The organism is Mesorhizobium sp. B2-6-2 (genome assembly GCF_006440615.1).
In the GTDB taxonomy this organism is placed as follows: domain Bacteria; phylum Pseudomonadota; class Alphaproteobacteria; order Rhizobiales; family Rhizobiaceae; genus Mesorhizobium.
On the sequence record NZ_VFUG01000001.1, the window covers coordinates 403,811 to 428,301 of the forward strand.

Annotated in this window: 22 protein-coding genes; 11 read left to right on the forward strand and 11 right to left on the reverse strand. The window is 63.8% G+C overall.

Annotated elements, in window-relative coordinates; genetic code table 11:
- Positions 1-72: 72 nt before the first annotated feature.
- The 5 genes from FJ419_RS02070 to FJ419_RS02090 form a co-directional block, all read right to left on the reverse strand.
- Positions 73-1,728: an ABC transporter ATP-binding protein gene (locus FJ419_RS02070; RefSeq protein WP_181170609.1), complete on the reverse strand. Its 1,656-nt coding sequence runs from the start codon at positions 1,726-1,728 to the stop codon at positions 73-75.
- Between the two features lie 29 nt (positions 1,729-1,757).
- Positions 1,758-2,579 (reverse strand): ABC transporter permease, encoded by an 822-nt coding sequence (locus tag FJ419_RS02075; protein ID WP_140547072.1) that lies wholly within the window; start codon positions 2,577-2,579, stop codon positions 1,758-1,760.
- A gap of 58 nt (positions 2,580-2,637) precedes the next feature.
- The gene (locus FJ419_RS02080) at positions 2,638-3,597 is read right to left on the reverse strand and encodes an ABC transporter permease (RefSeq protein WP_140628647.1); all 960 of its coding nucleotides are present in this window, start codon (positions 3,595-3,597) and stop codon (positions 2,638-2,640) included.
- Between the two features lie 100 nt (positions 3,598-3,697).
- Positions 3,698-5,287: an ABC transporter substrate-binding protein gene (locus FJ419_RS02085; RefSeq protein ID WP_140628650.1), complete on the reverse strand. Its 1,590-nt coding sequence runs from the start codon at positions 5,285-5,287 to the stop codon at positions 3,698-3,700.
- A gap of 148 nt (positions 5,288-5,435) precedes the next feature.
- Positions 5,436-7,421 (reverse strand): CocE/NonD family hydrolase, encoded by a 1,986-nt coding sequence (locus FJ419_RS02090; protein WP_140687076.1) that lies wholly within the window; start codon positions 7,419-7,421, stop codon positions 5,436-5,438.
- 185 nt (positions 7,422-7,606) lie between these two features.
- On the opposite strand from FJ419_RS02090, the gene FJ419_RS02095 reads away from it, so the two are divergent.
- On the forward strand, positions 7,607-7,861 hold the full coding sequence (locus FJ419_RS02095) for a BrnT family toxin (RefSeq protein WP_140687078.1): 255 nt from the start codon (positions 7,607-7,609) through the stop codon (positions 7,859-7,861).
- Positions 7,848-8,159 carry a BrnA antitoxin family protein gene (locus tag FJ419_RS02100; protein ID WP_140687080.1) on the forward strand — a complete coding sequence of 104 codons (312 nt, stop codon included), beginning with the start codon at positions 7,848-7,850 and terminating at the stop codon, positions 8,157-8,159. The genes FJ419_RS02095 and FJ419_RS02100 overlap by 14 nt, the downstream gene beginning before the upstream one ends.
- Positions 8,160-8,169: 10 nt before the next feature.
- Here FJ419_RS02100 and FJ419_RS02105 read toward each other — a convergent pair whose 3' ends face one another.
- From FJ419_RS02105 to puuE, 4 genes are all read right to left on the reverse strand, one after another.
- Complete coding sequence (locus tag FJ419_RS02105; protein WP_140687082.1) at positions 8,170-8,763, reverse strand: nucleoside deaminase; 594 nt, start codon at positions 8,761-8,763, stop codon at positions 8,170-8,172.
- Positions 8,764-8,778: 15 nt separating this feature from the next.
- Positions 8,779-9,270, reverse strand: coding sequence for an ureidoglycolate lyase (locus FJ419_RS02110; protein WP_140687084.1), 492 nt, complete (start codon positions 9,268-9,270; stop codon positions 8,779-8,781).
- A complete protein-coding gene (locus FJ419_RS02115) occupies positions 9,267-10,127 on the reverse strand; it encodes a bifunctional allantoicase/(S)-ureidoglycine aminohydrolase (protein ID WP_140628666.1) in 861 nt (286 codons plus the stop codon). The genes FJ419_RS02110 and FJ419_RS02115 overlap by 4 nt, the downstream gene beginning before the upstream one ends.
- An 81-nt stretch (positions 10,128-10,208) precedes the next feature.
- Positions 10,209-11,633 (reverse strand): allantoinase PuuE, encoded by a 1,425-nt coding sequence (gene puuE / locus FJ419_RS02120; RefSeq protein ID WP_140687086.1) that lies wholly within the window; start codon positions 11,631-11,633, stop codon positions 10,209-10,211.
- Positions 11,634-11,802: 169 nt separating this feature from the next.
- On the opposite strand from puuE, the gene uraH reads away from it, so the two are divergent.
- Genes uraH through xdhC form a run of 4 tightly spaced genes read left to right on the forward strand, consistent with a single transcriptional unit; the run spans position 11,803 to position 16,972 of the window.
- Positions 11,803-12,177: a hydroxyisourate hydrolase gene (uraH, locus tag FJ419_RS02125; protein WP_140628674.1), complete on the forward strand. Its 375-nt coding sequence runs from the start codon at positions 11,803-11,805 to the stop codon at positions 12,175-12,177.
- A gap of 3 nt (positions 12,178-12,180) precedes the next feature.
- Entirely contained in the window at positions 12,181-13,656 is a 1,476-nt protein-coding gene (xdhA, locus tag FJ419_RS02130) for a xanthine dehydrogenase small subunit (protein ID WP_140687089.1), read from the forward strand.
- Positions 13,656-16,019 carry a xanthine dehydrogenase molybdopterin binding subunit gene (gene xdhB, locus FJ419_RS02135; RefSeq protein ID WP_140687091.1) on the forward strand — a complete coding sequence of 788 codons (2,364 nt, stop codon included), beginning with the start codon at positions 13,656-13,658 and terminating at the stop codon, positions 16,017-16,019. Before xdhA ends, xdhB begins: the two co-directional genes overlap by 1 nt.
- Positions 16,020-16,072: 53 nt before the next feature.
- Complete coding sequence (gene xdhC / locus FJ419_RS02140; protein WP_140688116.1) at positions 16,073-16,972, forward strand: xanthine dehydrogenase accessory protein XdhC; 900 nt, start codon at positions 16,073-16,075, stop codon at positions 16,970-16,972.
- A gap of 38 nt (positions 16,973-17,010) precedes the next feature.
- Here xdhC and dps read toward each other — a convergent pair whose 3' ends face one another.
- Positions 17,011-17,499, reverse strand: coding sequence for a DNA starvation/stationary phase protection protein Dps (gene dps / locus FJ419_RS02145; protein WP_140687093.1), 489 nt, complete (start codon positions 17,497-17,499; stop codon positions 17,011-17,013).
- A 224-nt stretch (positions 17,500-17,723) separates the two neighbouring features.
- Here dps and FJ419_RS02150 point away from each other — a divergent pair, with 224 nt between their 5' ends.
- Complete coding sequence (locus tag FJ419_RS02150) at positions 17,724-18,554, forward strand: PhzF family phenazine biosynthesis protein (RefSeq protein WP_140687097.1); 831 nt, start codon at positions 17,724-17,726, stop codon at positions 18,552-18,554.
- Between the two features lie 94 nt (positions 18,555-18,648).
- Here the strand turns inward: FJ419_RS02150 and FJ419_RS02155 are convergent, their stop codons facing one another.
- Positions 18,649-19,569 carry a LysR family transcriptional regulator gene (locus FJ419_RS02155; RefSeq protein WP_140545059.1) on the reverse strand — a complete coding sequence of 307 codons (921 nt, stop codon included), beginning with the start codon at positions 19,567-19,569 and terminating at the stop codon, positions 18,649-18,651.
- Between the two features lie 283 nt (positions 19,570-19,852).
- Between FJ419_RS02155 and FJ419_RS02160 the strand changes: the two genes are divergently transcribed.
- The 4 genes from FJ419_RS02160 to FJ419_RS02175 all read left to right on the forward strand — a co-directional run bounded on the left by FJ419_RS02160 (position 19,853) and on the right by FJ419_RS02175 (position 24,231).
- Positions 19,853-21,079 carry a urate hydroxylase PuuD gene (locus FJ419_RS02160; protein WP_140687100.1) on the forward strand — a complete coding sequence of 409 codons (1,227 nt, stop codon included), beginning with the start codon at positions 19,853-19,855 and terminating at the stop codon, positions 21,077-21,079.
- Between the two features lie 2 nt (positions 21,080-21,081).
- Complete coding sequence (guaD, locus tag FJ419_RS02165; protein WP_140687103.1) at positions 21,082-22,395, forward strand: guanine deaminase; 1,314 nt, start codon at positions 21,082-21,084, stop codon at positions 22,393-22,395.
- A 79-nt stretch (positions 22,396-22,474) separates the two neighbouring features.
- The gene (locus tag FJ419_RS02170) at positions 22,475-22,975 is read left to right on the forward strand and encodes a heme-degrading domain-containing protein (RefSeq protein WP_140687107.1); all 501 of its coding nucleotides are present in this window, start codon (positions 22,475-22,477) and stop codon (positions 22,973-22,975) included.
- On the forward strand, positions 22,972-24,231 hold the full coding sequence (locus FJ419_RS02175) for a glycerate kinase (RefSeq protein WP_140687109.1): 1,260 nt from the start codon (positions 22,972-22,974) through the stop codon (positions 24,229-24,231). Before FJ419_RS02170 ends, FJ419_RS02175 begins: the two co-directional genes overlap by 4 nt.
- The last annotated feature ends 260 nt before the right edge of the window (positions 24,232-24,491 follow it).

Sequence of the window (24,491 nt, forward strand, 5' to 3'; positions counted from 1 at the left end):
TTTCGCGGGCTATCTCTTTGTTTTAACGCAATTCCGTGCGGAAAGCCGCTTAACGGCTCTACGGGAATTGCTTTAGTTTCCAGCGCTCGCCATGCGCCGGCCCTTGATCGCCTTCTCAAGCCAGCCGATCTCCATCTCCGGCACGGAAGACAGGAGAAGGTCGGTGTAGGCGTCGAAGGGCGGCGTCAGCACCTTGCTCTTGGCGCCGTAGCGCACCACCTCGCCGCGATACATGACCGCGATCGAATCGGCGATCGACTTAACCGTCGCCAGATCGTGCGTGATGAACAAATAGGCGACCTTTTCATGCTGCTGCAGGTTCAGCAAAAGCTTGAGAATGCCGTGGGCGACCAGCGGGTCGAGCGCCGAGGTCACCTCGTCGCAGATGATCAGCTTCGGCTTGGCGGCCAGCGAGCGGGCAATGCAGACGCGCTGCTTCTGTCCGCCGGACAGCTCGGCCGGGTAGCGGTCGATAAAACCCTTGCCCATCTCGATCTCGTCGAGCAGCTCGGCGACGCGCTTGTCGCGCTCGCGGCCCTTCATGCCGAAATAGAACTCCAGCGGCCGGCCGATGATGGTGCCTACCGTTTGGCGCGGGTTCATCGCCACGTCGGCCATCTGGTAGATCATCTGCAGCTGGCGCAGATCTTCCTTCGGCCGGTCGGCCAGCCTGTTGGCCAGCGGCCTGCCGTCGAAGGTGACGGTGCCTTGCTCGGGCGGCAACAGGCCGGTTATGGCGCGCGCCAGCGTCGACTTGCCGGAACCGCTCTCGCCGACGACGGCCAGTGTCTGTGCCGGGTAGATGTCGACCGAGACGTTCTTCAGAACCTTGACATGGCCGCCGCCATAGGCGGCGGTCACATTCTTCACCGACAGGAAGGGCGTTGTGCCGGGCTGCTGTTCCTGGTGCTCGATCTCGTGCACCGAAACCAGTGCGTTGGTGTATTCCTGGCGCGGCTCCTTGATGATCTGCTGCGTGCCGCCCCACTCCACCAGCCGGCCGTGGCGCAGCACCATGATCTCATCCGAGACCTGGGCGACGACGGCAAGGTCGTGGGTGATGTACAAGGCGGCAACATGGGTGTCGCGGATGGCGTCCTTGATCGCTGCAAGCACGTCGATCTGCGTCGTCACGTCGAGCGCCGTGGTCGGCTCGTCGAAGACGATGAGGTCGGGCTCCGAGCAAAGCGCCATCGCCGTCATCACACGCTGCAATTGGCCGCCGGAAACCTGGTGCGGGTAGCGCTCGCCGATCGTCTCGGGATTGGGCAGGCTGAGCTTCTTGAACAACGCGACCGCCCGCTTCTCGGCCTCGGCACGGTTCGCGGTGCCGTGCAGCAGGGCCGCCTCGACCACCTGGTCGATCAGCTTGTGCGCCGGGTTGAACGCCGCCGCCGCCGACTGCGCGACATAGCACACCTCGCGTCCGCGCAGCGCCCGCACGCCTCTTGGTCCGGCCTTCATGATGTCGCGGCCGTTGAGGATCACCTCGCCGCCGGTGATGCGCACGCCGCCGCGGCCATAGGCCATGGACGACAGGCCAATGGTCGATTTGCCGGCGCCGGATTCGCCGATCAGGCCGAGCACCTTGCCCTTTTCGAGCGTCAGCGAGACATCGTGGACCAGTGTGATGGTTTTCGGCGCCTCGCCCGGCGGATAGACGGTCGCCTCGATGCGCAGGTTGCGGATGTCGAGGAGCTTGCCTGAGCCTGCTTGCCCGTCGGCCATCGGCCGCGTCTTCGCCTGCTTGTCAGCCATCAGCCGCGTCCTCCCTTCAGGCTCGTCGTGCGGTTGAGCACCCAGTCGGCGACGAGGTTGACCGAGATCGCCAGCACAGCGATCGCAGCCGCCGGGATCAGCGCCGCCGGAATGCCGAACACGATGCCGTCCTTGTTTTCCTTGACCATGCCGCCCCAGTCCGAATCCGGCGGCTGCACGCCAAGGCCGAGGAAGGACAGCGCCGACAGGAAGAGCACGGCGAAGATGAAGCGCACGCCAAGCTCCGCCACCAGCGGCGACAGTGCGTTGGGAAGGATCTCGCGGAAGATGATCCAGCCCTTGCCTTCGCCGCGCAGCTTGGCCGCTTCGACGAAATCCATGACGTTGATGTCGACGGCCACCGCGCGCGACAGGCGATAGACGCGGGTCGAATCGAGGATGCCCATGACGAGGATCAGGGTCAGCGCATTGGTCGGCAGCACGGAAAGCACGACGAGGCCGAAGATCAGCGTCGGGATCGACATCAAAAGATCGACGAAGCGCGACATCAGCGTGTCGAACCAGCCGCCGAACACCGCGGCCGAGAAGCCGAGGATCGCGCCCAGCGAGAAGGACAGCGCCGTCGCCGCCACCGCGATCTCCATGGTGATGCGCGCGCCGTAGATCATGCGCGAGATGAGATCGCGGCCGAGATTGTCGGTGCCAAGCCAATGGGCGGCAGACATCGGCTCCCAGACGTCGCCGACGATCTCGCCATTGCCGTGCGGCGCGACCCAGGGCGCGAAGATGGCGCAGAACGCGAAAGCGCCGGTCAGGATCAGCCCCACCCAGGCGGTTATCGGGATTTGTCGTAGCGCCATTCGCCTCAGTTCCCCTTCTGGTCGTCTTGCATCCGGCCCGTCATTTCGGATGCCCCCGTCACTTCGGATGCCTCAGCCGCGGATTGGCCACGATCGCGGCGATGTCGGCGACGATGTTGAGCGTGATGTAGACCGCGGCGAAGATCAGTCCGACCGCCTGCACCACCGGCACGTCGCGCTTGGCGACATGGTCGACCAGATACTGCCCCATGCCCGGATAGACGAAGATCACTTCGACCACGACGACGCCGACGATGAGATAAGCGAGGTTGAGCATGACGACGTTGACGACCGGCGCGATCGCGTTCGGGAATGCGTGCTTGCGGATGATGTCGAAGGCCTTCAGCCCCTTGAGCTCGGCCGTCTCGATATAGGCCGACTGCATGACGTTGAGGATCGCCGCGCGCGTCATGCGCATCATGTGGGCAAGCACCACCAGCGTCAGCGCCGTGGCCGGCAGCACAACGGCCTGCAGCCTTTCCAGGAACGGCGTGGAGTCGTCCACCGTCGAGATGCTCGGGAAGATCTGCCAGTGCACGGCAAACACGAAGATCAGCACATAGCCGATGAAGAATTCCGGGAACGATGTCGAGGCCAGCGCAAGGCCGGAGATCAGCTTGTCGACGAAGCCGTTGCGATAGCGCACCGCAATGAGGCCGAGGATGATCGCCAGCGGCACCGCGACGACCGCCGCGCAGGTCGCCAGGAACAGTGTGTTCTTCAGCCGGGTGCCGATCGAGGTCGCGATGTCCAGTCCGCTCGACTGCGCCGTGCCGAAATCGCCATGCAGGATGCCCCAGAGCCAGTGCACGTAGCGCAGCCATGCCGGGTCGTTCAGCCCGAGCTGCTCGCGCAGGTTCGCCAGCGCCTCCGGCGTCGCCGATTGGCCGAGGATCGCCTGGGCGACGTCGCCCGGCAGGATCTGCGTGCCGGCGAAGATAAGCACCGAAACAGCCAAAAGAAGAACCAGGCCCAGCAAGACGCGCTGAGCGACCAATCTCAGGATCGGAGACGACATCGGCAACCCGCAATGGTGAAGAAGGGACGACGCCCGCCTTTCGGGCGGGTCATGAAAACGGAGAAGGGCCGGCTTGCGCCAGCCCTTCCCTTATCCTTCATCAGGCCTGCAGCCAGCACTCGATCAGCGCATGGCCGTTGCTGAGTTCCTGCGCCGGGTTGTCGACCCAGCCTTCGACGCCCTTGCCGGTCGCGTCGACGAACTGGTTGAAGAACGGCACGATCAGGCCGCCTTCGTCGCGCATGATCTCGCCCATGTCGCGGTAGATCTTCTTGCGCTTGGCTTCGTCGAGCTCGCCGCGCGCGGCAAGCACCATCTTGTCGAAATCCGGGCGCTTCCAGCGGGTGTCGTTCCAGTCGGCGGTCGACAGATAGGCGGTCGAGTACATCTGGTCCTGGGTCGGACGGCCGCCCCAGTAGGAGAGCGAGAAAGGCTGCTTGTTCCAGACTTCGGTCCAGTAGCCGTCGCCCGGCTCGCGCTTGATCTCGATCTTGATGCCGGCTTTGGCGCAGCTCTGCTGATAAAGCTGGGCGGCGTCGACGGCGCCCGGGAAGGCGACGTCGGAGGTGCGCAGCAGGATCGAGCCGCTATGGCCCGACTTCTTGTAGGCCGCGGCCGCCTTTTCCGGATCGAACTTGCGCTGCTCGAAGTCGCCTGCAAACAGCGGGTAGGCCTTGTTGACCGGCATGTCGTTGCCGACTTCGCCGTAACCGCGCAGGATCTTGGTCAGCATCTCCTCGCGGTCCATGGCGAGCTTCAGCGCCATCCTGAGATCGTTGTTGTCGAAGGGCGCGGTGTCGCAGAACATGTTGAAGGGATAGAAGCCGCGGCCCGAAGCGGCGCGGATGGTGACGCCGGGCAGCCGCTTGACCAGATCGACGATCTTCGGCTCGACGCGGTTGATCATGTTGACCTGGCCGCCCTGGAGCGCGGCCATGCGCGCCGTCGGGTCATTGACGACGACGATCTCGACCTGGTCGGCATGGCCGTATTTGTCGGCCTGCCAGTAATTGGCGAAGCGCTCGCCGCCATGTTTCACGCCGGGCTGGTTGGTGGTGACCTTGTAAGGGCCGGTGCCGATGCCGGCATCCGGCTTGTCCATGCCGCCATTCGGCTGGATGATCAGGTGATAGTCCGCCATCAGGTAAGGCATGTCGGCGTTCGGGTCCTTCAGCGTGACCACGACATTGCCGCCATCGGCCTTGATGGTGTCGATGCTCTTCAGCACGCCCAGCGCGCCCGACTTGGACTTCTCGTCGCTGTGGCGCTTCAGCGTCGCCACCACGTCGTCCGGCGTCACTTCCTTGCCGTTGTGGAACTGGACGCCTTTGCGGATTTTCATCGTCCAAGTCTTGGCGTCGTCCGAAGAGCCGATCTCCTCGGCGATGAGGTATTCGACGCCGCCGCCCGGAGCGAGCTCGACCAGCGTTTCGCCCCAGCATTTGCCGAAGGCGAAGGGAACCTGGCTAAGGAAGGTCGCAGGATCGAGGCTGTTGGTGGATTCACCGCCCTGCAGGCCGGCCTTCAGCGTGCCGCCTTTGACCGGGCCGGCGGCGCGCACGGCGTTGGAAAGCAGCGAGTTGGCAACGGTGGCGGCGACGCCGAGCGCCGCGGCGCGCCCGAGAAAATCGCGACGGCTAAGTTTTCCGGCCGCGACTCGCCGGCTGAGATAGTCGAGTTCGTTGGACATTAAGGTTCCTCACTCTGGATATCCGACCTTAGGGTCGTTTCTTGCTATTGGAGGAGATAATGACCGTAAGGGAAAGCTGCAGGCAAGACCGAATGCGACATGCGGTGGCGTAAATCGTACGCCGCATTTGGACCAATCTTGCCTCGACTCAAACCAACGAGCGGGGAATCGCCTGCTCGAAGTCGCGTTCGAAGACCAGCTTTTCGCCCTCATAGGCTTCGATTCTGGCGCTGACGATAAAGTTTGCGGCGTCCGATCGCATCTCGGCAAAAGTCTCGGTCCGCACCGACCATTCATCGCGCGACAGGGTCTGCGTCCAATGCGTGGCTCCGGTGGCCGACAGCGGGTCGTCGGGATGGATCGTCCATGTCTCGCGCACGATGCTGCCATTGGCCAGCCCATGGTCGATGTCGCGCACCTCGCCGAAATCGTCGGTTATGGAGAGTGTGACCAGACCGGTCTTCTCGTCGCGATCGACATGGCGTTCGGAATTCGCGTGCCTGATCGTCTCGGTCGCCCATGGCGTCGCGCCTTCCGGCTCGGGGAACGAAACCTCATCCCCTCTCGCCAGCGGACGCAGCGGCAGCCTCAGCGTCGCCTGCGCGAGATCAAGGCGTACAGGCTCCGGTGAGGGCCAGATCATCGGCCAGTAGGCGGTCGAAACGGCGATGCGCAATTTGTGGCCGGCCGGCACACGATAGGCGCATTGGTCGAGCACGACGCGCGCCGAAACCGTCTCCCCGGGAACCAACGGTTCGGGGAATTCATGCGAGTTGCGGTGGGTCAGATTGAGCACGCCATAGGAGATCAGCTCCGAGGCGCCGTCCGGATGCACGTCGCAGAGCCGCACCGCGATGTTGGCCTGCGGCCGGTCGGAGGCGAGCTGGACCTCGAGCTCCGGCGCCCCGACAATGTCGATCGCTTCGCCGAGCTCGGTCTGGTCGAAACAAACCGACAGCGCGTCATCGGGGCGTTGGTCGCCCGGCAGTTCCGGCCCGAAGGTGAAGGGAAAATATTCGCCGCCGGCAAGGCCGCAGGTCTGCGGCGACGCGACGATCGCCGGCTTGGCGCCGTCGGGGATGAGCTCGATCGTCTCAAGCTTGATGTTGGACGACGGCCATTCCTGTTCCGCCACCCAGCGGCCCGGTCGCTCGGGATGCCTGCGCGCCGGCCGCACGCTGTCCATGACATAGGCGCGGTAGTCCGGATCGGCCTCGACGCCGGTTCCAGCGCCCTTCAGCCAGCGGTCCCACCAGCGCAGCGCTTCCTGCAGGAAGCCGATGGCCGGCTTGGGCCCGGCGTAATGCGGGTATTTGTGGATCCAGGGGCCGACGATACCTTTGACCGGCGACTCGATGTCGGTGACGAGATGGGAAATCGTGTTGCGGTAGCCGTCATGCCATCCGCCGATCGACAGCACGGCCGCTTTCACCGCCGAAAAATCCTCGCAGATCGAGCCGCGCTTCCAATAGGCGTCGCGATGCTGGTGGCTGAGCCAGAGCGGGAGGAGAAAAGACTGGTTCTCCAGCCGGCTAAGCCACAAATCCCGCCAGCGATTGCCGCCGGCAATCGCCGGATCCGGCGGCCGCGACGAATAGGACAGCATCGTCGAGGCCCAGCCGAAATTTTCCAAGAGCAGGCAGCCGCCCTTGTAGTGGATGTCGTCGGCATAGCGGTCGACGGTCGAGCATAGGCTGATCACTGCCTTAAGCGCCGGCGGCTGCTTGGCAGCCACCTGCAGGCAGTTGAAGCCGCCCCAGGAAATGCCCATCATGCCGACATTGCCGTTGCACCAGGGCTGCGCGGCCGCCCAGGCGATGACGTCGCAGGCGTCCTGCAATTCCTGCTCGGAATATTCGTCGTCCATCAGCCCTTCGGAATCACCATTGCCGCGCATGTCGACGCGGATCGAGGCGTAGCCGTGCCCGGCGAAATAGGGATGTGTGAGCTGGTCGCGAAAAATGGTGCCGTCGCGCTTGCGGTAGGGCAGGTGCTCGAGGATCACCGGCACCGGATCGTCAGTGGCGTCCTGCGGCATCCAGACGCGCGCCGACAGCCGGCAGCCGTCCGGCATGACGATGCCCATATCGGGGAATTCGACGACCTTGCGGGGGAATTCGGTGACGGTTTTCATGGAGCGCATAACGCTCCGCGGTGCGCCGACTTTCAATCGCCATTCGCGACTGGAGCATCAAAAAATGCGACCTGGGTCGTTAGCGAACGCAGCCTCGATTACCCGGCTTCCTCTTGCATCCCCCGGGTAATTTATGTATTACGTTTATTCACGTGGCCCGACGCAGACACAGTGGATGATCTCGCCTGAAAATCGTTTGGGATGAGCCAAAACGGGTGACGAACCTCGCAAGCCGGGGTCTCGACTTCGCCGATCTCGATATCGAGTTTTTTGCCACGTCAATCGTCCTCCCGGCCAAAGCCGGTCGGCTGAAGGCGATTGGAGAATTTGGAGAGATCATTCTCGCCGTGATCTTCAAGCCGCTTGGTTCCGAAGCGATCTCGGTGATCTCGATGCGTCATGCCAGCCGAAAGGAAAGGTCCGTATATGAGCAACACTAAGTCACACATTCGGCGGCTTACCGATGCCGACGAAGCCGAAATTCAAAGACAGATTGCTGCCGATCCCGAGGACGGGGAGGCGACCGACGAACAGCTGGCACAAGCCAAGCCTTTCGCGGAAGCGCTCCCGGAACTTTTCGAGAGCATAAGGCGTTCCCGTGGCCGACCGGCCCTGGAGAAACCAAAGCAAGTCGTCTCCATCCGCCTCGACCAGGACGTTGTCAGAAAATTCAAGGCGACCGGTAAGGGTTGGCAGGCACGGATAAATGAAGTGCTGAAAAACGCGAAGGTAAGGTAGGCTATACACTTCAGTTCAGCGGAATGTCGTTGTCGGCCTTGCTTGCCTGATAGGCCTCCGACAGCTCGTCATAGCGTGCCGAAATCCTGCCGATCCGAGCCTCCAGCCGCTTGCGCTCAGCCTCGGGCAAAGCCCTGACCAGCCGGCGTATGGAAAAGCTCTTCCAATAGGCGTTCTCGGCATTGTAGCCGCCTGGATCCAGGGTGAAGACCTCTTTCAGGATCTTCAGGTCGTGCGGGATGGCAAAACTGTCGCGCGAATCCTCGTGGCTGAAGAGGTAGTAGAAATTGTCGAAACCGGTCCAGGTGATCGCCGACAGGCAGAGCGAGCAGGGTTCGTGCGTGGCGATGAACAGCGCATCCTTGGTGTCGATGCGCTCGGCCTTGGGCATCTCGTAGAAGCGCTTCAGGCAATGCACCTCGCCATGCCAGAGCGGATTTTCCGTCTCGTTGTTGGTCTCGGCCAGCACCAGCGACCGGTCGTCCTTTCGCAGGATCGCGGCGCCGAACAGCTTGTTGCCGCGGGCGACGCCTTGCACCGTCTTTGGCACGATGTCGTGCTCGATCACATCGAGCAGGCGGTCGATCAGCGAAATGTCGGTCATGGGAATCGCGAGCTTTCAGGGAAAGTGGATCTCGTAAGGATGCGAGAAATGGAACTCTTCGAGATTGGAGCCGTCGCCGCCGCGGTCGACGATGAGAAAATCCTGCTCCTCGCCGATCGGCGTCAGCACGCCGTGCCAAAGGTTGCGGCGGTAGTTGATGCCTTGTCCGGGGCCGGCGAGAAAGGCCTGCGGTTCACCCGGGCCATCCTTGGTGTCATGGCAGACGACCACCAGGAACGGCCGCGGCGACAGCGGGATGAAGGCCTGGCTGCCAAGCGGATGGCGCTCGACCATGATCAGCTTCAGCGGCATCTCATAGGGCGTGCCGCGCACCATCGAGATCAGCACGCGCGCATTCGGGCCCGCAGCTTCCGCCGTGGCGAGGTCGTGATAGCGCATCGCCTTGCCGCCATTGATCGGGTAGCGGTTGTCGCCGCCCATGTCGATGACGTCGCCGAAGGGCGCGAAGGTCTCGCGGGTGAGTGGCTGGGCGACAATGCGGCTCACCGCGCCTTGCCTCCAAGATAGCCGCCAAGCCTGGCGTGACGGTTGACGTCCTTGTAGAGCAGGTAGCGGAAATTGCCGGGGCCGCCGGCATAGCAGGCCTGCGGGCAGAAGGCGCGCAGCCACATGAAATCGCCGGCTTCGACCTCGACCCAGTCCTGGTTGAGGCGGTAGACCGCCTTGCCTTCCAGAACATAGAGCCCGTGCTCCATGACATGGGTCTCCGCGAAGGGGATGACCGCGCCGGGCTTCAGCGTCACGATGGTGACATGCATGTCATGGCGCATGTCGGCCGGGTCGACAAAGCGGGTCGTTGCCCAGCGCCCTTCCGTGCCCGGCATCGGGCTCGGCGCCACATCCTGGTCGCTGGAGAAGAAGGCTTCCGGCGCGTCGAGACCGTCGACCACCTCATAGGCCTTGCGAATCCAGTGGAAGCGGGCAGCGCTGCCGCTCTCGTTGCGCACCGTCCAGCCGCTCGACGGCGGCAGGAAGGCAAAGCCGCCGGGGGCAAGCACATGTTTTTTGCCGGCAAGCGATACGGTGAGCTCGCCCTCGACGACGAACAGCACGCCCTCGGCGCCGGCATCGAGTTCCGGCCGGTCGCTGCCGCCGCCGGGCAGGACCTCGACGATATATTGCGAGAAGGTCTCGGCGAAGCCCGAGAGCGGCCTTGCGATGATCCAGGCCCGCGTCTCGTCCCAGAACGGCAGCGGACTGGTGACGATGTCCTGCATCACGCCTTTGGGGATGACCGCATAGGCCTCGGTGAAGACGGCGCGGCCGGTCAGAAGCTCGTTCTGGCCGGGATGGCCGCCATGCGGGGCGTAATAGGTTCGCTCGGCGGTCTTGATCATATCCATGTGGTCCTGACCCTCAGAGCAATTCCAGGAAAAGTGTGAAGTGGTTTTCGGTCCGGAATTGCGTCAACAGAAAAACAAACATTAGAGTGGCAGCATGTCTTTCAGGCGAAGCAGCGCGATGCGTTCGACCTGTTTGCAGGCGGTTTCGAATTCGGTGCCGCGGCTGTTGCCGATCCGCGCCTCGAACTCCGCCAGGGTCTCGTCCTTGGTCTTGCCCTTGACCGCGATGATGAAGGGGAAGCCGAAGGTGGTGACATAGGCGGCGTTGAGTTTCGAGAACAGCTCGCGTTCCTTGTCGGTCAGCGCGTCGAGCCCGGCGGACGCCTGCTCCTTGGCCGATTCCGGCGTCAGCCGCTTGGCCGCCGCCAGCTTGCCGGCGAGGTCCGGATGGGCGTTGAGCACGGACAGCCGCTGGGCCTCCGTTGCCGCGCGGAAGACGCGGCAGAGCGCGTTGTGGAGGCCGCCGGCGCTGTCATGCGCGGGCCCGAGTTCCAGTTCGTAGGCGCGCTCGGCGATCCAGGGCGAATGCTCGAACACGCCGCCGAAGGCATGCACGAATTCCTCGAACCCCATCCGCGACGGCCGCAGTGCCGGCGCCCGGTAAGGATGCGTCTCGCGCCAATGCCTGGCGATGTCGATGCGCCGTGTCAGCCAGACCTTGTCATGCGATTTCACATAGTCGACGAAGCGCTTCAGCGCCGCGACCCGTCCGGGACGGCCGACCAGCCGGCAATGCAGGCCGATATTCATCATGCGCGGCCGGCCCGCCTTGCCCTCGGCATAGAGCGTGTCGAAGCTGTCCTTCAGATAGGCGAAGAACTGGTCGCCGGAGTTGAAGCCCTGCGGTGTCGCGAAGCGCATGTCGTTGGCGTCGAGCGTGTAGGGGATGATGAGCTGCGGCTTCTCCAGCCCGTCGCGATCGAACCAGTAGGGCAGTTCGTCGTCATAAGTGTCGGAGACATAGTCGAAGCCGCCTTCCTCGGCGACGAGCCGCACGGTGTTGACCGAAGTGCGGCCGGTGTACCAGCCGGTCGGCCGCGCGCCGGTCACCTCGTAATGCAGCTTGATCGTCGCTTCGAGATCGCGCCGCTCGTCCTCGGCGGAGTGGTCGCGATAGTCGATCCATTTCAGGCCATGCGAGGCGATCTCCCAGCCAGCCGCCTGCATGGCGGCCACTTGGTCGGGCGAGCGCGCCAGCGCGGTGGCGACGCCGTAGCAGGTCACCGGCACTTGCGCTTCGGTGAACAGCCGGTGGAGCCGCCAGAAGCCGGCCCGCGCGCCGTATTCATAGATCGATTCCATGTTCCAGTGGCGCTGGCCGACCCAGGCGGCGGCACCGACGATTTCGGACAGGAACGCTTCCGAAGCCTTGTCGCCATGCAGCACGCAGTTCTCGCCGCCCTCTTCATAGTTGACGACGAACTGCACCGCCACATGCGCACCGCCGGGCCATTTTGGGTCCGGCGGATTTGCCCCGTAACCGCGCATGTCCCGATCGTAACGCATTGCCGCTCCTGCCCGATGGTCGAGATGAAGATATCGAAAGGAGTGCGGATGCATTCCCCCGAAAATTTTTGAAAGTGCTTTTTGCCATGCTCCGCTCGACCGGGGCTTATGCATAGCCTTTAATTGGCGCACAATTGACCTGAAACTGAACCGGGATGGGAGGCGGCCAGTGGCAGAGACGTCGAAAGCCGATGGCGGGCGCCTGACGACCCATGTGCTCGACACCGCGACCGGTCGGCCTGCCAAGGGCCTGTCGATCGGCCTTTTTCGCATCGAGGGCCAGGGCCGCACGCACCTCAAGACCGTCGCCACCAACGATGACGGGCGCTGCGACGCGCCGCTGCTCGCCGGCGCCGATTTCCGCACCGGCGAGTATGAGCTGGTCTTCGCCGCCGGCGACTATCTGCGCGGCCAAGGGATCGACTTGCCGCAACCTGCTTTCCTCGACATCGTGCCGATCCGCTTCGGCATGGCGGAGAAGCTGCATTATCACGTCCCGCTCTTGATTTCGCCCTATGGCTACTCGACCTATCGGGGGAGCTGAGACATGGTTGAGACCCGCAACGAAATACGCTTCATCTTGAACGGCAACGGCGTGGCGCTGAGAGACGTCGCGCCCGATGCGACTTTGCTCGACTGGCTGCGGCTCAACCGCTCGTTGCGCGGCACCAAGGAAGGCTGCGCCGAGGGCGATTGCGGCGCCTGCACGGTGCTGGTCGGCAAGCTTTCCGCCGAAGGTCTCGTCTATGAAAGCGTCAATGCCTGCATCCGCTTCATGGGCTCGCTTGACGGCACCCATGTCGTGACGGTGGAGCATCTGCGCGGCGACGGTGAAAAACTGCATCCGGTGCAGCAGGCGATGGTCGATTTCCACGGCTCGCAATGCGGCTTCTGCACGCCGGGCTTCGTCATGTCGCTCTACGGGTTGTGGATGAAAACGCCCGATCCGTCCAACGCGGTGATCGAAAAGGCGCTGCAGGGCAACCTCTGCCGCTGCACCGGCTATGAGGCGATCATGCGCGCCGCGCACGCCGTTTCGAGCTATGGCAAGGCGGCTAAGGATCCGCTGGCCGTGGAACGCGAGGACATCACCGCACGGCTAAAAGCACTGCGCGATGGCGCCAGGGTCGAGATCGGCTCGGGCAAGGCGCGATTGATCGTGCCGGCCAGCGTCGACGATTTCGCCGCCTTGCTCGAGAAGGAACCGGGCGCCACCATCGTCGCCGGCTCGACCGATGTCGGCCTGTGGGTCACCAAGCACATGCGCGACATCTCGCCGGCGATCTTCATCGGCGGCCTCGACGGCTTGCGTACGACCTCGGAAAAAGACGGCGTCATCACCATCGGCGCCGGCGTGACCTACACCGAAGCCTTCGAGACGCTGTCGAAGCGCATCCCGGCTTTGGGACCGCTCGTCGACCGCATCGGCGGCGAACAGGTGCGCAACATGGGCACCATCGGCGGCAACATCGCCAACGGCTCGCCGATCGGCGATATGCCGCCGCCGTTGATCGCGCTCGGCGCGCAGCTCACGCTGCGCAAGGGTCAGGTCCGTCGCACGATACCGCTCGAAACCTTCTTCATCGCCTACGGCAAGCAGGACCGACAGCCCGACGAATTCGTCGAATCCGTGCATGTGCCCTTGCCGGCAAAAGGAACGAAGTTTGCCGTCTACAAGGTCACCAAGCGGCGCGATGAGGATATCACCGCGACGCTCGGGGCATTTTACCTGACCTTGGCCAAGGATGGAACGGTGGCCGACATCCGCATCGCCTATGGCGGCATGGCGGCAACGCCGAAGCGCGCCGCGGCGGTCGAGAAGGCGCTGATCGGCAAGGTCTGGAACGAAGCGACCGTGGAGGCCGCGATGGCCGAATATGCCGGCGACTTCAAGCCGCTGACCGACATGCGCGCGACCGCCGAATACCGGGCGCTGGCGGCAAGGAACCTTCTGCTGCGCTTCTATATCGAGACGACGGGAACGAAGGCGCCGTTCCAGGTCTCGCGCAACGAGGCCGCCTGATGAACAAGCACGCCACTCCCAACCTCAAGGCGGAAAAGATCGCCGGCGGTGTCGCCACCGACCAGCGGCACGATTCCGCGCACAAGCATGTCAGCGGCGCCGCCGTCTATATCGACGACATGCCGGAGCCTGCCGGCACGCTGCATATTGGCCTCGGCCTCTCCAAGATCGCGCACGGCACGCTGAAAAGCGTCGACCTGTCGGAGGTGCGCTCAGCCCCGGGCGTCGTCGACGTTCTGACCCATGCCGACGTTCCCGGCGAGAACGATGTTTCGCCGAGCAACATGCATGACGATCCGGTGCTTGCCGAAGGCAAGGTTGAGTTCTACGGCCAGCCGATCTTCGCCGTGATTGCCGAGACGCGTGAGGAAGCGCGCCGCGCGGCGCGTCTCGCAAAAATCGAGTATGACGAGCTTCCGGCCGTCATCGACATCTGGAATCTCGACCCGGTCAACGACAAGCAGGTCACCACCCCGTTGATCCTGAAGCGCGGCGATGCCGCCGCGGCGATTGCCGCCGCTCCGCGCCGCATCAAGAACCGCATGTGGCTCGGCGGCCAGGATCATTTCTATCTCGAAGGCCAGGTTTCTCTTGCCATCCCCGGCGAGGACGACGAGGTCGTCGTCTATTGCTCGACGCAGGGCCCGAGCGAGACGCAGCATCTGGTTGCCCATGCGCTCGGCGTGCCGAGCCATGCGGTGACAGTCGAAGTGCGCCGCATGGGCGGCGGCTTCGGCGGCAAGGAAACCCAAGCAAACCAGTGCGCGGCCATCGCGGCAATCGCCGCCAAGAAGCTGAAGCGCGCGGTGAAAATCCGGCTCGACCGCGACGAGGACATGACCGCCACCGGCAAGCGGCACGACTTCGCCATCGACTACGAGGTCGGCTTCGACGACGAGGGCAACATCCTGGGCGTCGACTTCACCTATGCGCTGCGCTGCGGGTTCTCCGCCGACCTCTCCGGTCCGGTCGGCGACCGCGCGCTGTTCCACTGCGACAACGCCTATTTCTATCCGGCGGTGCATGCGAAATCGGCGCCGCTCTACACCAACACCGTGTCCAACACCGCCTTCCGCGGCTTCGGCGGCCCGCAAGGCATGGTCGGCGCGGAGCGCGTCATCGACGAGGTTGCCTTCGCCGTCGGCAAGGACTCGCTCGAGATCCGCAAGCTGAATTTCTACGACCCAATGGAGGCGATCGGCGAGCGCAGCGTCACGCCCTATCACCAGAAGGTCGAGGACTGCATCATCCAGCGCATCGTGGCCGAGCTGGAGGAAAGCGCGAATTATGCGCGCCGCCGCCGCGAGATCAGCGCCTTCAACAACAACAGCCGCTTCATCAAGCGCGGACTGGCGCTGACGCCGGTGAAGTTCGGCATCTCCTTCACCAAGACGGAGGCCAACCAGGCCGGCGCGCTGGTGCATGTCTATGCCGACGGCTCCGTGCATATGAACCATGGCGGCACCGAGATGGGCCAGGGCCTGCACCTCAAGGTGGCGCAGGTTGTGGCCGAGGAGTTCCAGATCGACCTCGACCGGGTCAAGATCACAGCCACCACCACCGCCAAGGTGCCGAACACGTCGCCCACGGCCGCGTCGTCCGGCGCCGACCTCAACGGCATGGCAGCGCAGGACGCCGCCCGCCAGATCCGTAAGCGGCTGACCGATTTCGCCGCCGACAAATATCAGGTGCCGCTCGACCAGGTCGTGTTCCTGCCCAACCGGGTGCGCATCGGCAACCAGGAAGTGGCCTTCAACGATCTGGTCAAGCAGGCCTATGTCAGTCGCATCCAGCTCTCGGCGGCAGGTTTCTACAAGACCCCGAAGATCCATTGGGACCGCAGCAAGGGCTGCGGCCATGCCTTCTACTATTACGCCTATGGCGCGGCCTGCTCGGAGGTCTCGGTTGATACGCTGACCGGCGAATATGTCGTCGAGCGCACCGATATCCTGCATGACGCCGGCCGCTCGCTGAACCGGGCGATCGATCTAGGCCAGGTCGAGGGCGGCTTCATCCAGGGCATGGGCTGGCTGACGACGGAGGAGCTGTGGTGGGACGACGGCGGCCGGCTGCGCACGCATGCGCCGTCGACCTACAAGATCCCGCTCGCGTCCGACCGTCCAAAGATTTTCAACGTCAAGTTGACCGACTGGTCGTCTGCCTATGAACCGACCATTCATCGTTCCAAGGCTGTCGGCGAGCCACCGCTGCCGCACGGCATGTCGGTGCTGCATGCGCTGTCGGACGCCGTCGCGAGCGTTGCCGATCACAAGATTTGTCCACGCCTCGATGCGCCGGCGACGCCGGAACGGGTGCTGATGGCGATCGAGCGGCTCAAGCGGGAGGCCGCGAAGCTGGCTTGAAACGTGCAATTCGGGCCGAAAAACCCTATATTTCCCAAGTGGAAATGCAGACGATGAACTCGAAGGCGCAACAGCTGAAGGAATTCCTCGGCCGGGTCGGCTGGGCTGCATTGGTGGAGGTGGCGGCGACGAAGGGTTCGACGCCGCGCGAAGCCGGTGCCTTCATGCTTGTCTCGGCATCGTCGATTTTCGGCACCATCGGCGGCGGCCAGCTCGAATATATGGCGATCGACAAGGCGCGGCAGATGCTGGGCGGAGGGCCGCGGCCGCAATCTCCCGCCGAAACCCGCGTCGAGGTCGATGAAGTCTGCGCCACGCTAGACGTCCCGCTTGGACCGGAAATCGGCCAGTGCTGCGGCGGCCGCGTCGAAGTGTCGATCCGCCTCGTCGATGCTTCGCTGGAGCAGCAGCTGATCGCCAAGGCTGAAGCGGACGAGGCGCATCTGCCGCATGTCTATCTGTTCGGCGGCGGCCATGTCGGCCAGGCGATGGCCGCGTCGCTGGCGCTGCTGCCGATCCACGTCGTCGTCGTCGAGACCCGCGCCGAGGCACTGGAAGGCATGCCGGAAACGGTGGAGACGCGGCTGACGCCAATGCCCGAAGCCGTGGTGCGCCAAGCGCCGGCGCGATCGGCCTTCGCGATCCTGACCCATGATCATGCGCTGGATTTCCTGATCGTTGCCGAGGCGCTGAAGCGTGACGACACCGCCTATGTCGGCATGATCGGCTCGAAGACCAAGAAGGCGACCTTCAGGAACTGGTTCCTGAAATCCGCCGAGGGTAGCGAAGCGCAGTTCGCCCGGCTCGTCTCGCCGATCGGCGGCAATGCGGTGAAGGACAAGCGCCCGCCGGTAATCGCCGCGCTCGCCGCCGCAGAGATCATGACGTCGCTGGTGGCGCACACCGTCGAGGCGCCAAGGGCCGCCGGCGCCGAGAAGATGATGGCCGGCTAAGTCCGCCGGCCGTGTTGTGAAAGCCGGGAAGCGTGTGGCTATTCCTTTTCCTGCGTGTGCGCCTCGAGGAACCATAGCAATTTGTCGAGCGAGCGCGAATAGGCGGTGAAGATGTCCGCCGTATCGCGATCGCCGGCGTCGTCGGCCTCGTCGATTGCTTCGCGGGTCAGCTTGGCGGCCGTGGCATAGCGGTCGATCAGCGCCGCCAGATGATCCCTGGTCTTGTGGATGTCGGTCGGATAAGGCCTCAGCTTGGTAGCCTTCGACACTTCCTGCGAGGTGCCGTGCGCGGTGCCGCCGAGCTGCACGGCGCGCTCGGCGATAATGTCGACATGGCCGTCGATCTCCTCGCGGAATTCGTCCAGCATCTCGTGGATGGCGATGAATTGCGGGCCCTTGACGTTCCAATGCGCCTGCTTGGTGATCAGCGCCAGGTCGATGGCGTCGGCAAGCCTAGCGTTGAGCAAATCGATCGATTCCTTCTTGGCATCGGATTTGAGGTCGTTCTTGGTGACGATGGCGTCCATGGTCGGCTCCTGTCCCGCTGCGTCGCTTGATGAAAGCTGAAGGCGGCCCGGGCGGCCGCCAATCGTGAGAACGGCGATGACCAGAATTTCGTTCCGCGTTGGATCGAGGGGCACCATCCCCGATTGCAGGTGTGACTGGCGCTCACCGCTGCTTGCTGCTTTCCTCATTTCCCAAAGCGGCGCGAAACGTGTTTGTTGCGCCTCACGGACAACGGGTCAGGAACATGGACGTATTGAAGATCGCCGCCTTTTCGGACGGAAACACCGGTGGCAATCCCGCCGGCGTGGTCATCGGCGATATCTTGCCCGATGCCGCAGACATGCAGCGCGTCGCGGCCGATGTCGGCTTCTCGGAAACCGCCTTCGCGGCGCCCGAAGGCGGCGGCTGGCGCGTGCGCTATTTTTCGCCGGAGTCGGAAGTGCCGTTCTGCGGCCACGCCACGATCGCGCTGGGCGCGGCGCTGGTCGGAAAGTTCGGCGACGGCACCTTCAAGCTGACCCTCAACCAGGCGGACATCACCGTCGAAGGCTTTCGCGATGGCGCCAACTTTGCCGCCGCCCTGCAGTCGCCACCGACGCGCAGCAGGCCTGCGTCGGCCGAACTGGTCGGCGAAGCGCTCGCCTTGTTTGGCTATGAGCCGGCCGATCTCGATCTCGCCATTGTACCTGCGCTCATCCATGGCGGCGCCGATCATCTCGTGCTGGCGCTGAAGTCGCGCCAGGCGTTGGCCGCCATGTCCTATGATCTCAAGAAAGGCCAGTCTTTCATGCGGCGCGAGGGTCTGGTCACCATCCTGATCGCCTACGCCGAGACGCCGCGCCTCTTCCACACGCGCAATCCGTTCGCATCGGGCGGCGTCTACGAGGATCCGGCGACGGGTGCGGCGACTGCCGCCTTTGCCGGCTATCTGCGCGATCTCGGCTGGCCGCATGGCGGCGCGATAGACATCGTCCAGGGCGAAGACATGGGCATGCGCTCTCGGCTCCATGCCGATATTCCGCCGTCGCCCGGCAGCTCGATCAGGGTGTCCGGAACGGCCAGGCTATTGGACTGATCTGAAGCAGTTCCAGGAAAAATGCTCCGCGGTTAGGCTCGGCGCCTTTCGCCGTAGCCTTCCGTCCGGAATCGCGACGCAACACTGCCGGCCGTTACTTTCCGGCCAGGAGGTCCTTGATCAGCCGCTGGCAGCGCTCGGCCATGAAGTCGAGCAGCAGCCGCACCTTCGGATCCTGCAGCTTCTTGTGCGGATAGACGGCGGCAAACTGCACCGGCGTCGGCGGCGCCTGGGGCAGGATCACCTTCAAGCGCCGGTCGCGGATGAACGGCTCGACCTCGAAGCGCGGCTTGTTAATGATGCCGCGCCCCGACAGTGCCCAGCCGGTCAGAACGTCGCCGTCGTCGGTGTCATAGGGACCGTGCACCTCGAATTTCTGCGGCCCGTTCGGCGTCTGCAGCGTCCAGACATATTCGCGCGCGCCGGCATAGCGCAGCATCAGGCAGTCGTGCTTCTTGCCGATCAGTTCCTGCGCTTCTGCCGGCTCGCCGCGCGCTTCCAGATACTTCGGCGCCGCCACCAGCACGCGCTCGCATTCCATGATGCCGCGCATCCTGAGGCTGGAATCCTCGATGATGCCGAGCCGGAAGGCGACGTCGATGCCTTCTTTCATGATATCGACATTGTGGTCGGAAAGCCGAAGCCGCACCTCGATATCGGGATACTTGTCGTGGAAGTCCGGAATGCCTGACGCGATCAGCCTCCGGCCGAGGCCGAGCGGCGCCGTAACCCTGATGGTCCCGCGTGGCTGGCCGGAGAGCGCGGCGACCGCCGCTTCCGCCTCGGTGATCGCGTCCAGCACCTGCTTGGCGCCGGTGTAGAACACGGTGCCATGCTCGGTCGGCATCAACTGCCTTGTCGTACGGTTGAACAGCCGCACCCCAAGATGTTTCTCCAACTCCTTGATCCGGTTGGAGGCGACCGCCGGAGAGATGCGCATGTCGCGCCCCGCCGCCGACAGATTGCCGAGTTCGACGACACGAACGAAGACGGCGATGTTGTCGAGATAGGCCATGTGGGTTTCGTGGCTCTTAAACGGCTGCGCGAAGATGTGTGGAGATTCAGGTGATGCCGGCCTGCCAACGCCGGGTTCCCGCGCTTCCGGTGCTCACGTACTTGAACTACGCTCCGCTCCGGTTCTCGAAACCCGCCGTTTTCGGCTCGGCCTGACCTGAATCCTCACATACCTTAGGCAACCCTAGTATTTTCCATTTTTTTTTGAAAGTCATCGCGCACCTCGCCTCTTTTCGTTTGCGCGCCAGACCGTAAAGTCGCTCTCATCGGCAGGGACGAATGCAATGATGGATTTCGCGATTTTCTGGGACTGGCTGAGCTTCGCGGTCCGCTGGCTGCATGTCATCACCGGCATCGCCTGGATCGGCTCGTCCTTCTATTTCGTCGCCCTCGACCTCGGCCTGCGCCAGCGCCCCGGCCTGCCCGCCGGCGCCTTCGGTGAGGAGTGGCAGGTGCATGGCGGCGGCTTCTACCACATCCAGAAATATCTGGTGGCGCCGGCCGAGATGCCGGAGCACCTCACCTGGTTCAAATGGGAATCCTACGCCACCTGGCTGTCGGGCTTCGCCATGCTCTGCGTGGTTTATTACGCCGGCGCCGATCTCTTCCTGATCGATCCCAGCGTGCTCAACATCTCGGTGCCGGTCGGCATCCTCTTGTCGCTGGCCACCATCGGCGTCGGCTGGATCGTCTACGACCTGCTCTGCCGCTCGCCGCTGGGCAAAAGCGACACCGGGCTGATGCTGGTGCTTTATTGCGTGCTGGTGTTCATCGCCTGGGGACTGACGCATCTTTTCACCGGCCGCGCCGCCTTCCTGCATCTTGGCGCCATCACCGCCACGATCATGTCGGCCAATGTTTTCATGGTCATCATCCCTAACCAGAAGATCGTCGTCGCCGACCTGATCGCCGGCCGCAAGCCAGACCCTAAATACGGCAAGATTGCCAAGCAGCGCTCGCTGCACAACAACTATCTGACCTTGCCGGTCCTGTTCCTGATGCTGTCGAACCACTACCCGCTAGCTTTCGGCACCGAGTTCAACTGGGTCATAGCCTCGCTGGTCTTCACCATCGGCGTGCTGATCCGGCATTATTTCAACACGGTGCACGCGCGCAAAGGCAACCCGACCTGGACCTGGTTGGGCGCGGCCGTGCTGTTCATGATCATCATCTGGCTGTCGACCGTGCCAAAGGTGCTGACCGGCGAGCCCAAGATCTCCGCCGCATCCGCCGCCGCGCAGGTCTACATCGCATCGGCGCATTTCCCGGCCGTGCGCGACACCGTGCTCGGCCGCTGCTCGATGTGCCACACGCAAGAGCCGGTCTATGAAGGCATCTACCATGCGCCGAAGGGCGTGCTGCTCGACACCGATGAGCGCATCGCCGAGCATGCGCGCGAGATCTACATCCAGGCCGGCCGGGCGCATGCCATGCCGCCCGCCAACGTGACCCAGATAACCGACCAGGAACGGGCCCTTCTGGTCGCCTGGTTCGAAGGCGCTGGAAAATAAGCATGACAGCGAAAATTCTGCGCGGCCGCACGCTCTCCTTCCTACGCTGGCCCGAAGCGGTCGACGATCATTCCGCCTGGCGCTACGAGGAAGATGGCGGTCTGCTGATCGAGAACGGCAGGATCGTTGCCGCCGGCTCCTATGCCGAAGTCGCGAAGAAGGCCGGCGCCGGTGTCGAGACGATCGACCATCGTCCGCATCTCATCTTGCCCGGCTTCATCGACGCGCATGTGCATTTTCCGCAGATGCAGATCATCGCGTCTTACGGTGCGGAACTGCTGGATTGGCTGAACAAATACACTTTTCCGGAAGAGGCGAAGTTCCAGAACGCGCAGCATGGCCGCCGCATCGCGCGGCTGTTTCTCGACGAAATGCTGCGCCACGGCACGACCACGGTCGCGGCCTATTGCTCCGTGCACAAATCGTCGGCGGAAGCCTTCTTTGCCGAGTCGCATGAACGCAACATGCTCAACATCGCCGGCAAGGTGATGATGGACCGCAATGCGCCCGACGGCGTGCTCGACACGCCGCAAACCGGCTATGACGATACCAAGGCGCTGATCTCCGAATGGCACGGCAAGGGCCGCCAACTCTATGCCATCACGCCGCGCTTCGCCATCACCTCCTCGCCCGAGCAGATGGAAATGGCCGGTGCACTCTGCCGTGAGCATCCCGATCTCCACATGCAGACGCATCTGTCGGAAAACCACGCCGAGATCGCCTTCACCCAGGAGCTCTACCCTTGGTCGCGCGATTATACCGACGTTTACGAACATTACGGCTTGCTCGGCAAAAAGGGCCTGTTCGGCCATTGCATCCATCTGTCGGAACGCGAGGCGGACGCGCTGTCGCAATCGGGTTCGGTGGCGGTGTTTTGCCCGACCTCAAATCTCTTCCTGGGCTCCGGCCTGTTCGACTATCAGCGCTATCGCCGGCGCAAGAAGCCGCTCAGGATAGCGGCGGCCACCGATGTCGGCGGCGGCACCAACTATTCGATGCTGCGCACCATGGATGAAGGCTACAAGGTGATCGCGCTGAACGGCGAGAAGCTCAATCCGTTCCAGTCCTTCTGGCAGCTGACGCGCGGCAATGCCGAAGCCCTGTCGGTGGCCGACAGGGTCGGCACGCTGGACGAAGGCAGCGATGCCGACATCGTCGTGCTCGATGCTCATGCCACACCGGGCATGCGGCTTAGGATGGAGACGGTGGAGACGCTGGCGGAAGAGCTCTTCCTGCTGCAGACGCTGGGCGACGATCGCGTCGTGCGCGAGGTCTATGTGGCGGGCCGGCCGGCGAAGAGTGCCATTGTGGCATAACGCCATTCCATGCCCTCCGCGCTTGACCCGGCGTCAGCCATCGGCCAAAGCGAGCGTCGACATTTGACAGGGGAAGGCTATGGCCATCGCCGACGACATTGCTCTGATCAAGAAACAGGAAGCCATGCTGGTCTTTCCGGCCTTCGACGAGGCCGTGGCTTTCGAAATCGGCTCTGCCATCAGGGACCGGGCTTTGAAGGAAGATCTTCCGATCATCGTCGACATCAGGACCTTTGACCGGCCGCTCTTCTACGCCGCCATGCCGGGTTCGAACGCGTCAAATCCCGATTGGGCGCGGCGCAAGATCAATGTCGTGAAGCGCTACCTGAGAAGCACCTATCGCCTGGTGCTGGAGCAGCAGCGCCCGGACCGCACTTTCAAGGTCGGCGAAGCGCTCGACATTGCCGATTATGTGCTGGCCGGCGGCGGCTTTCCGGTCACCGTCAAGGGCGCCGGCGTCATCGGCGTCATCGCCGTCTCGGGCCTGCCCGAGCGCGAGGATCATGGCGTCGTGGTCGATGCGCTTTGCGCCCATCTTGGCATCGACGCGAGCGGGCTCGCGCTGCCGGAAGAAAAATGACCGACCCGAAAAGCTTCCTCACCTCGATCTTCAACGCCGCCGTCGCCGCCGCCGATCCGGAAAGGACGATCCGCAATCATTTGCCGGCGAAGCCGAAAGGCCGCACCATCGTCATCGGCGCTGGCAAGGGCTCGGCGCAGATGGCCGCCGCTTTCGAAAAGGTCTGGGACGGACCGATCGACGGCTTGATCGTCACCCGCTACGGCTATGGCGCCAGATGCGAGCGCATCGAGATTATCGAGGCAGCGCACCCGGTGCCGGATGCCGCTGGCCTCGAGGCGTCGCGCCGCTTGCTGGAGAAGGTGCGGGGCCTGACTGCTGATGATCTTGTGGTGGCGCTGATTTCCGGCGGCGGTTCGGCCTTGCTGCCGTCACCGGCTCCCGGGCTGACGCTTGCTGATGAGATCGCCGTCAATGAAGCGCTGCTTGCCTCCGGCGCGCCGATCGCGGCGATGAACACCATCCGCAAGCATGTCTCGACCATCAAGGGCGGGCGCCTGGCCGCCGCTGCCCATCCCGCGAGGGTGGTGTCGCTGGTCGTCTCCGATATCCCCGGCGACAACCCGGCGTTGGTTGCCTCGGGACCTACCGTTCCCGACACCGGCAGCCGCGCGGATGCGCTGGCCTCGATCGCCGCCTATGGCATGAAGCTGCCGGCCTCGGTCATGGCGCATATCCAGTCTCCGGCCGCGGACGCGCCGCGCCCCGACGATCCGCGCTTCGCCGGCAATGAAGTGCACCTGACCGCCTCTGCCGGCGTCTCTCTGGAAGCCGCCGCCGCCGAAGCGAAGCGGCAGGGCATCGAGGCCGTCATCCTGTCGGATGCAATCGAGGGCGAGGCGCGCGAGGTCGGCGGCGTCCATGCCGCGATCGCCCGCGAGGTGGCGATGCGGAACCGTCCCTTCAAGAAGCCGGTGCTGATCCTCTCCGGCGGCGAAACCACGGTGACGTTGCGGGCAAAAGGCAAGGGCGGCCGCAATTCCGAATTCCTGCTGGCTTTCGCCATCAGCATCGACGGCGTGAGCGGCATCGATGCCTTGGCCGCCGACACCGACGGCATCGACGGCTCGGAGAACAATGCCGGCGCCTTCGCCGACGGCTCGACCGTGGCGCGCATGCGCGCGGCAGGCGTCGAAGCCAAGGCGATGCTCGCCGGCAACAATGCCTGGACGGCCTTCAACGCGGTCGGGGATCTGTTCGTGCCGGGTCCGACCGGAACGAATGTGAATGATCTGAGGGCGATTCTCGTTAGGTAGCGCGATTAGCGCTGACGTCGTCATTCCAGGGCGAAGCAGGAGCGAAGCTCCGTCGCGAAGACCCTGGAATCCATTCCGTGACCTGAGCCGTAGGATGCAGCGGAGCAGAACTCTGCACCGTTGCGACGCTCGTATGTCACGGAATGGCCTCGGGTCTGCGCGCGTCGCTGCGCTCCTTGTTCCGCCCGTGGATGACGAAGCGACGAGCGTTTCGGCAATCTCCTAAGTCGCAGGATCCGTGCGTCTACGCGAGGCTCGTT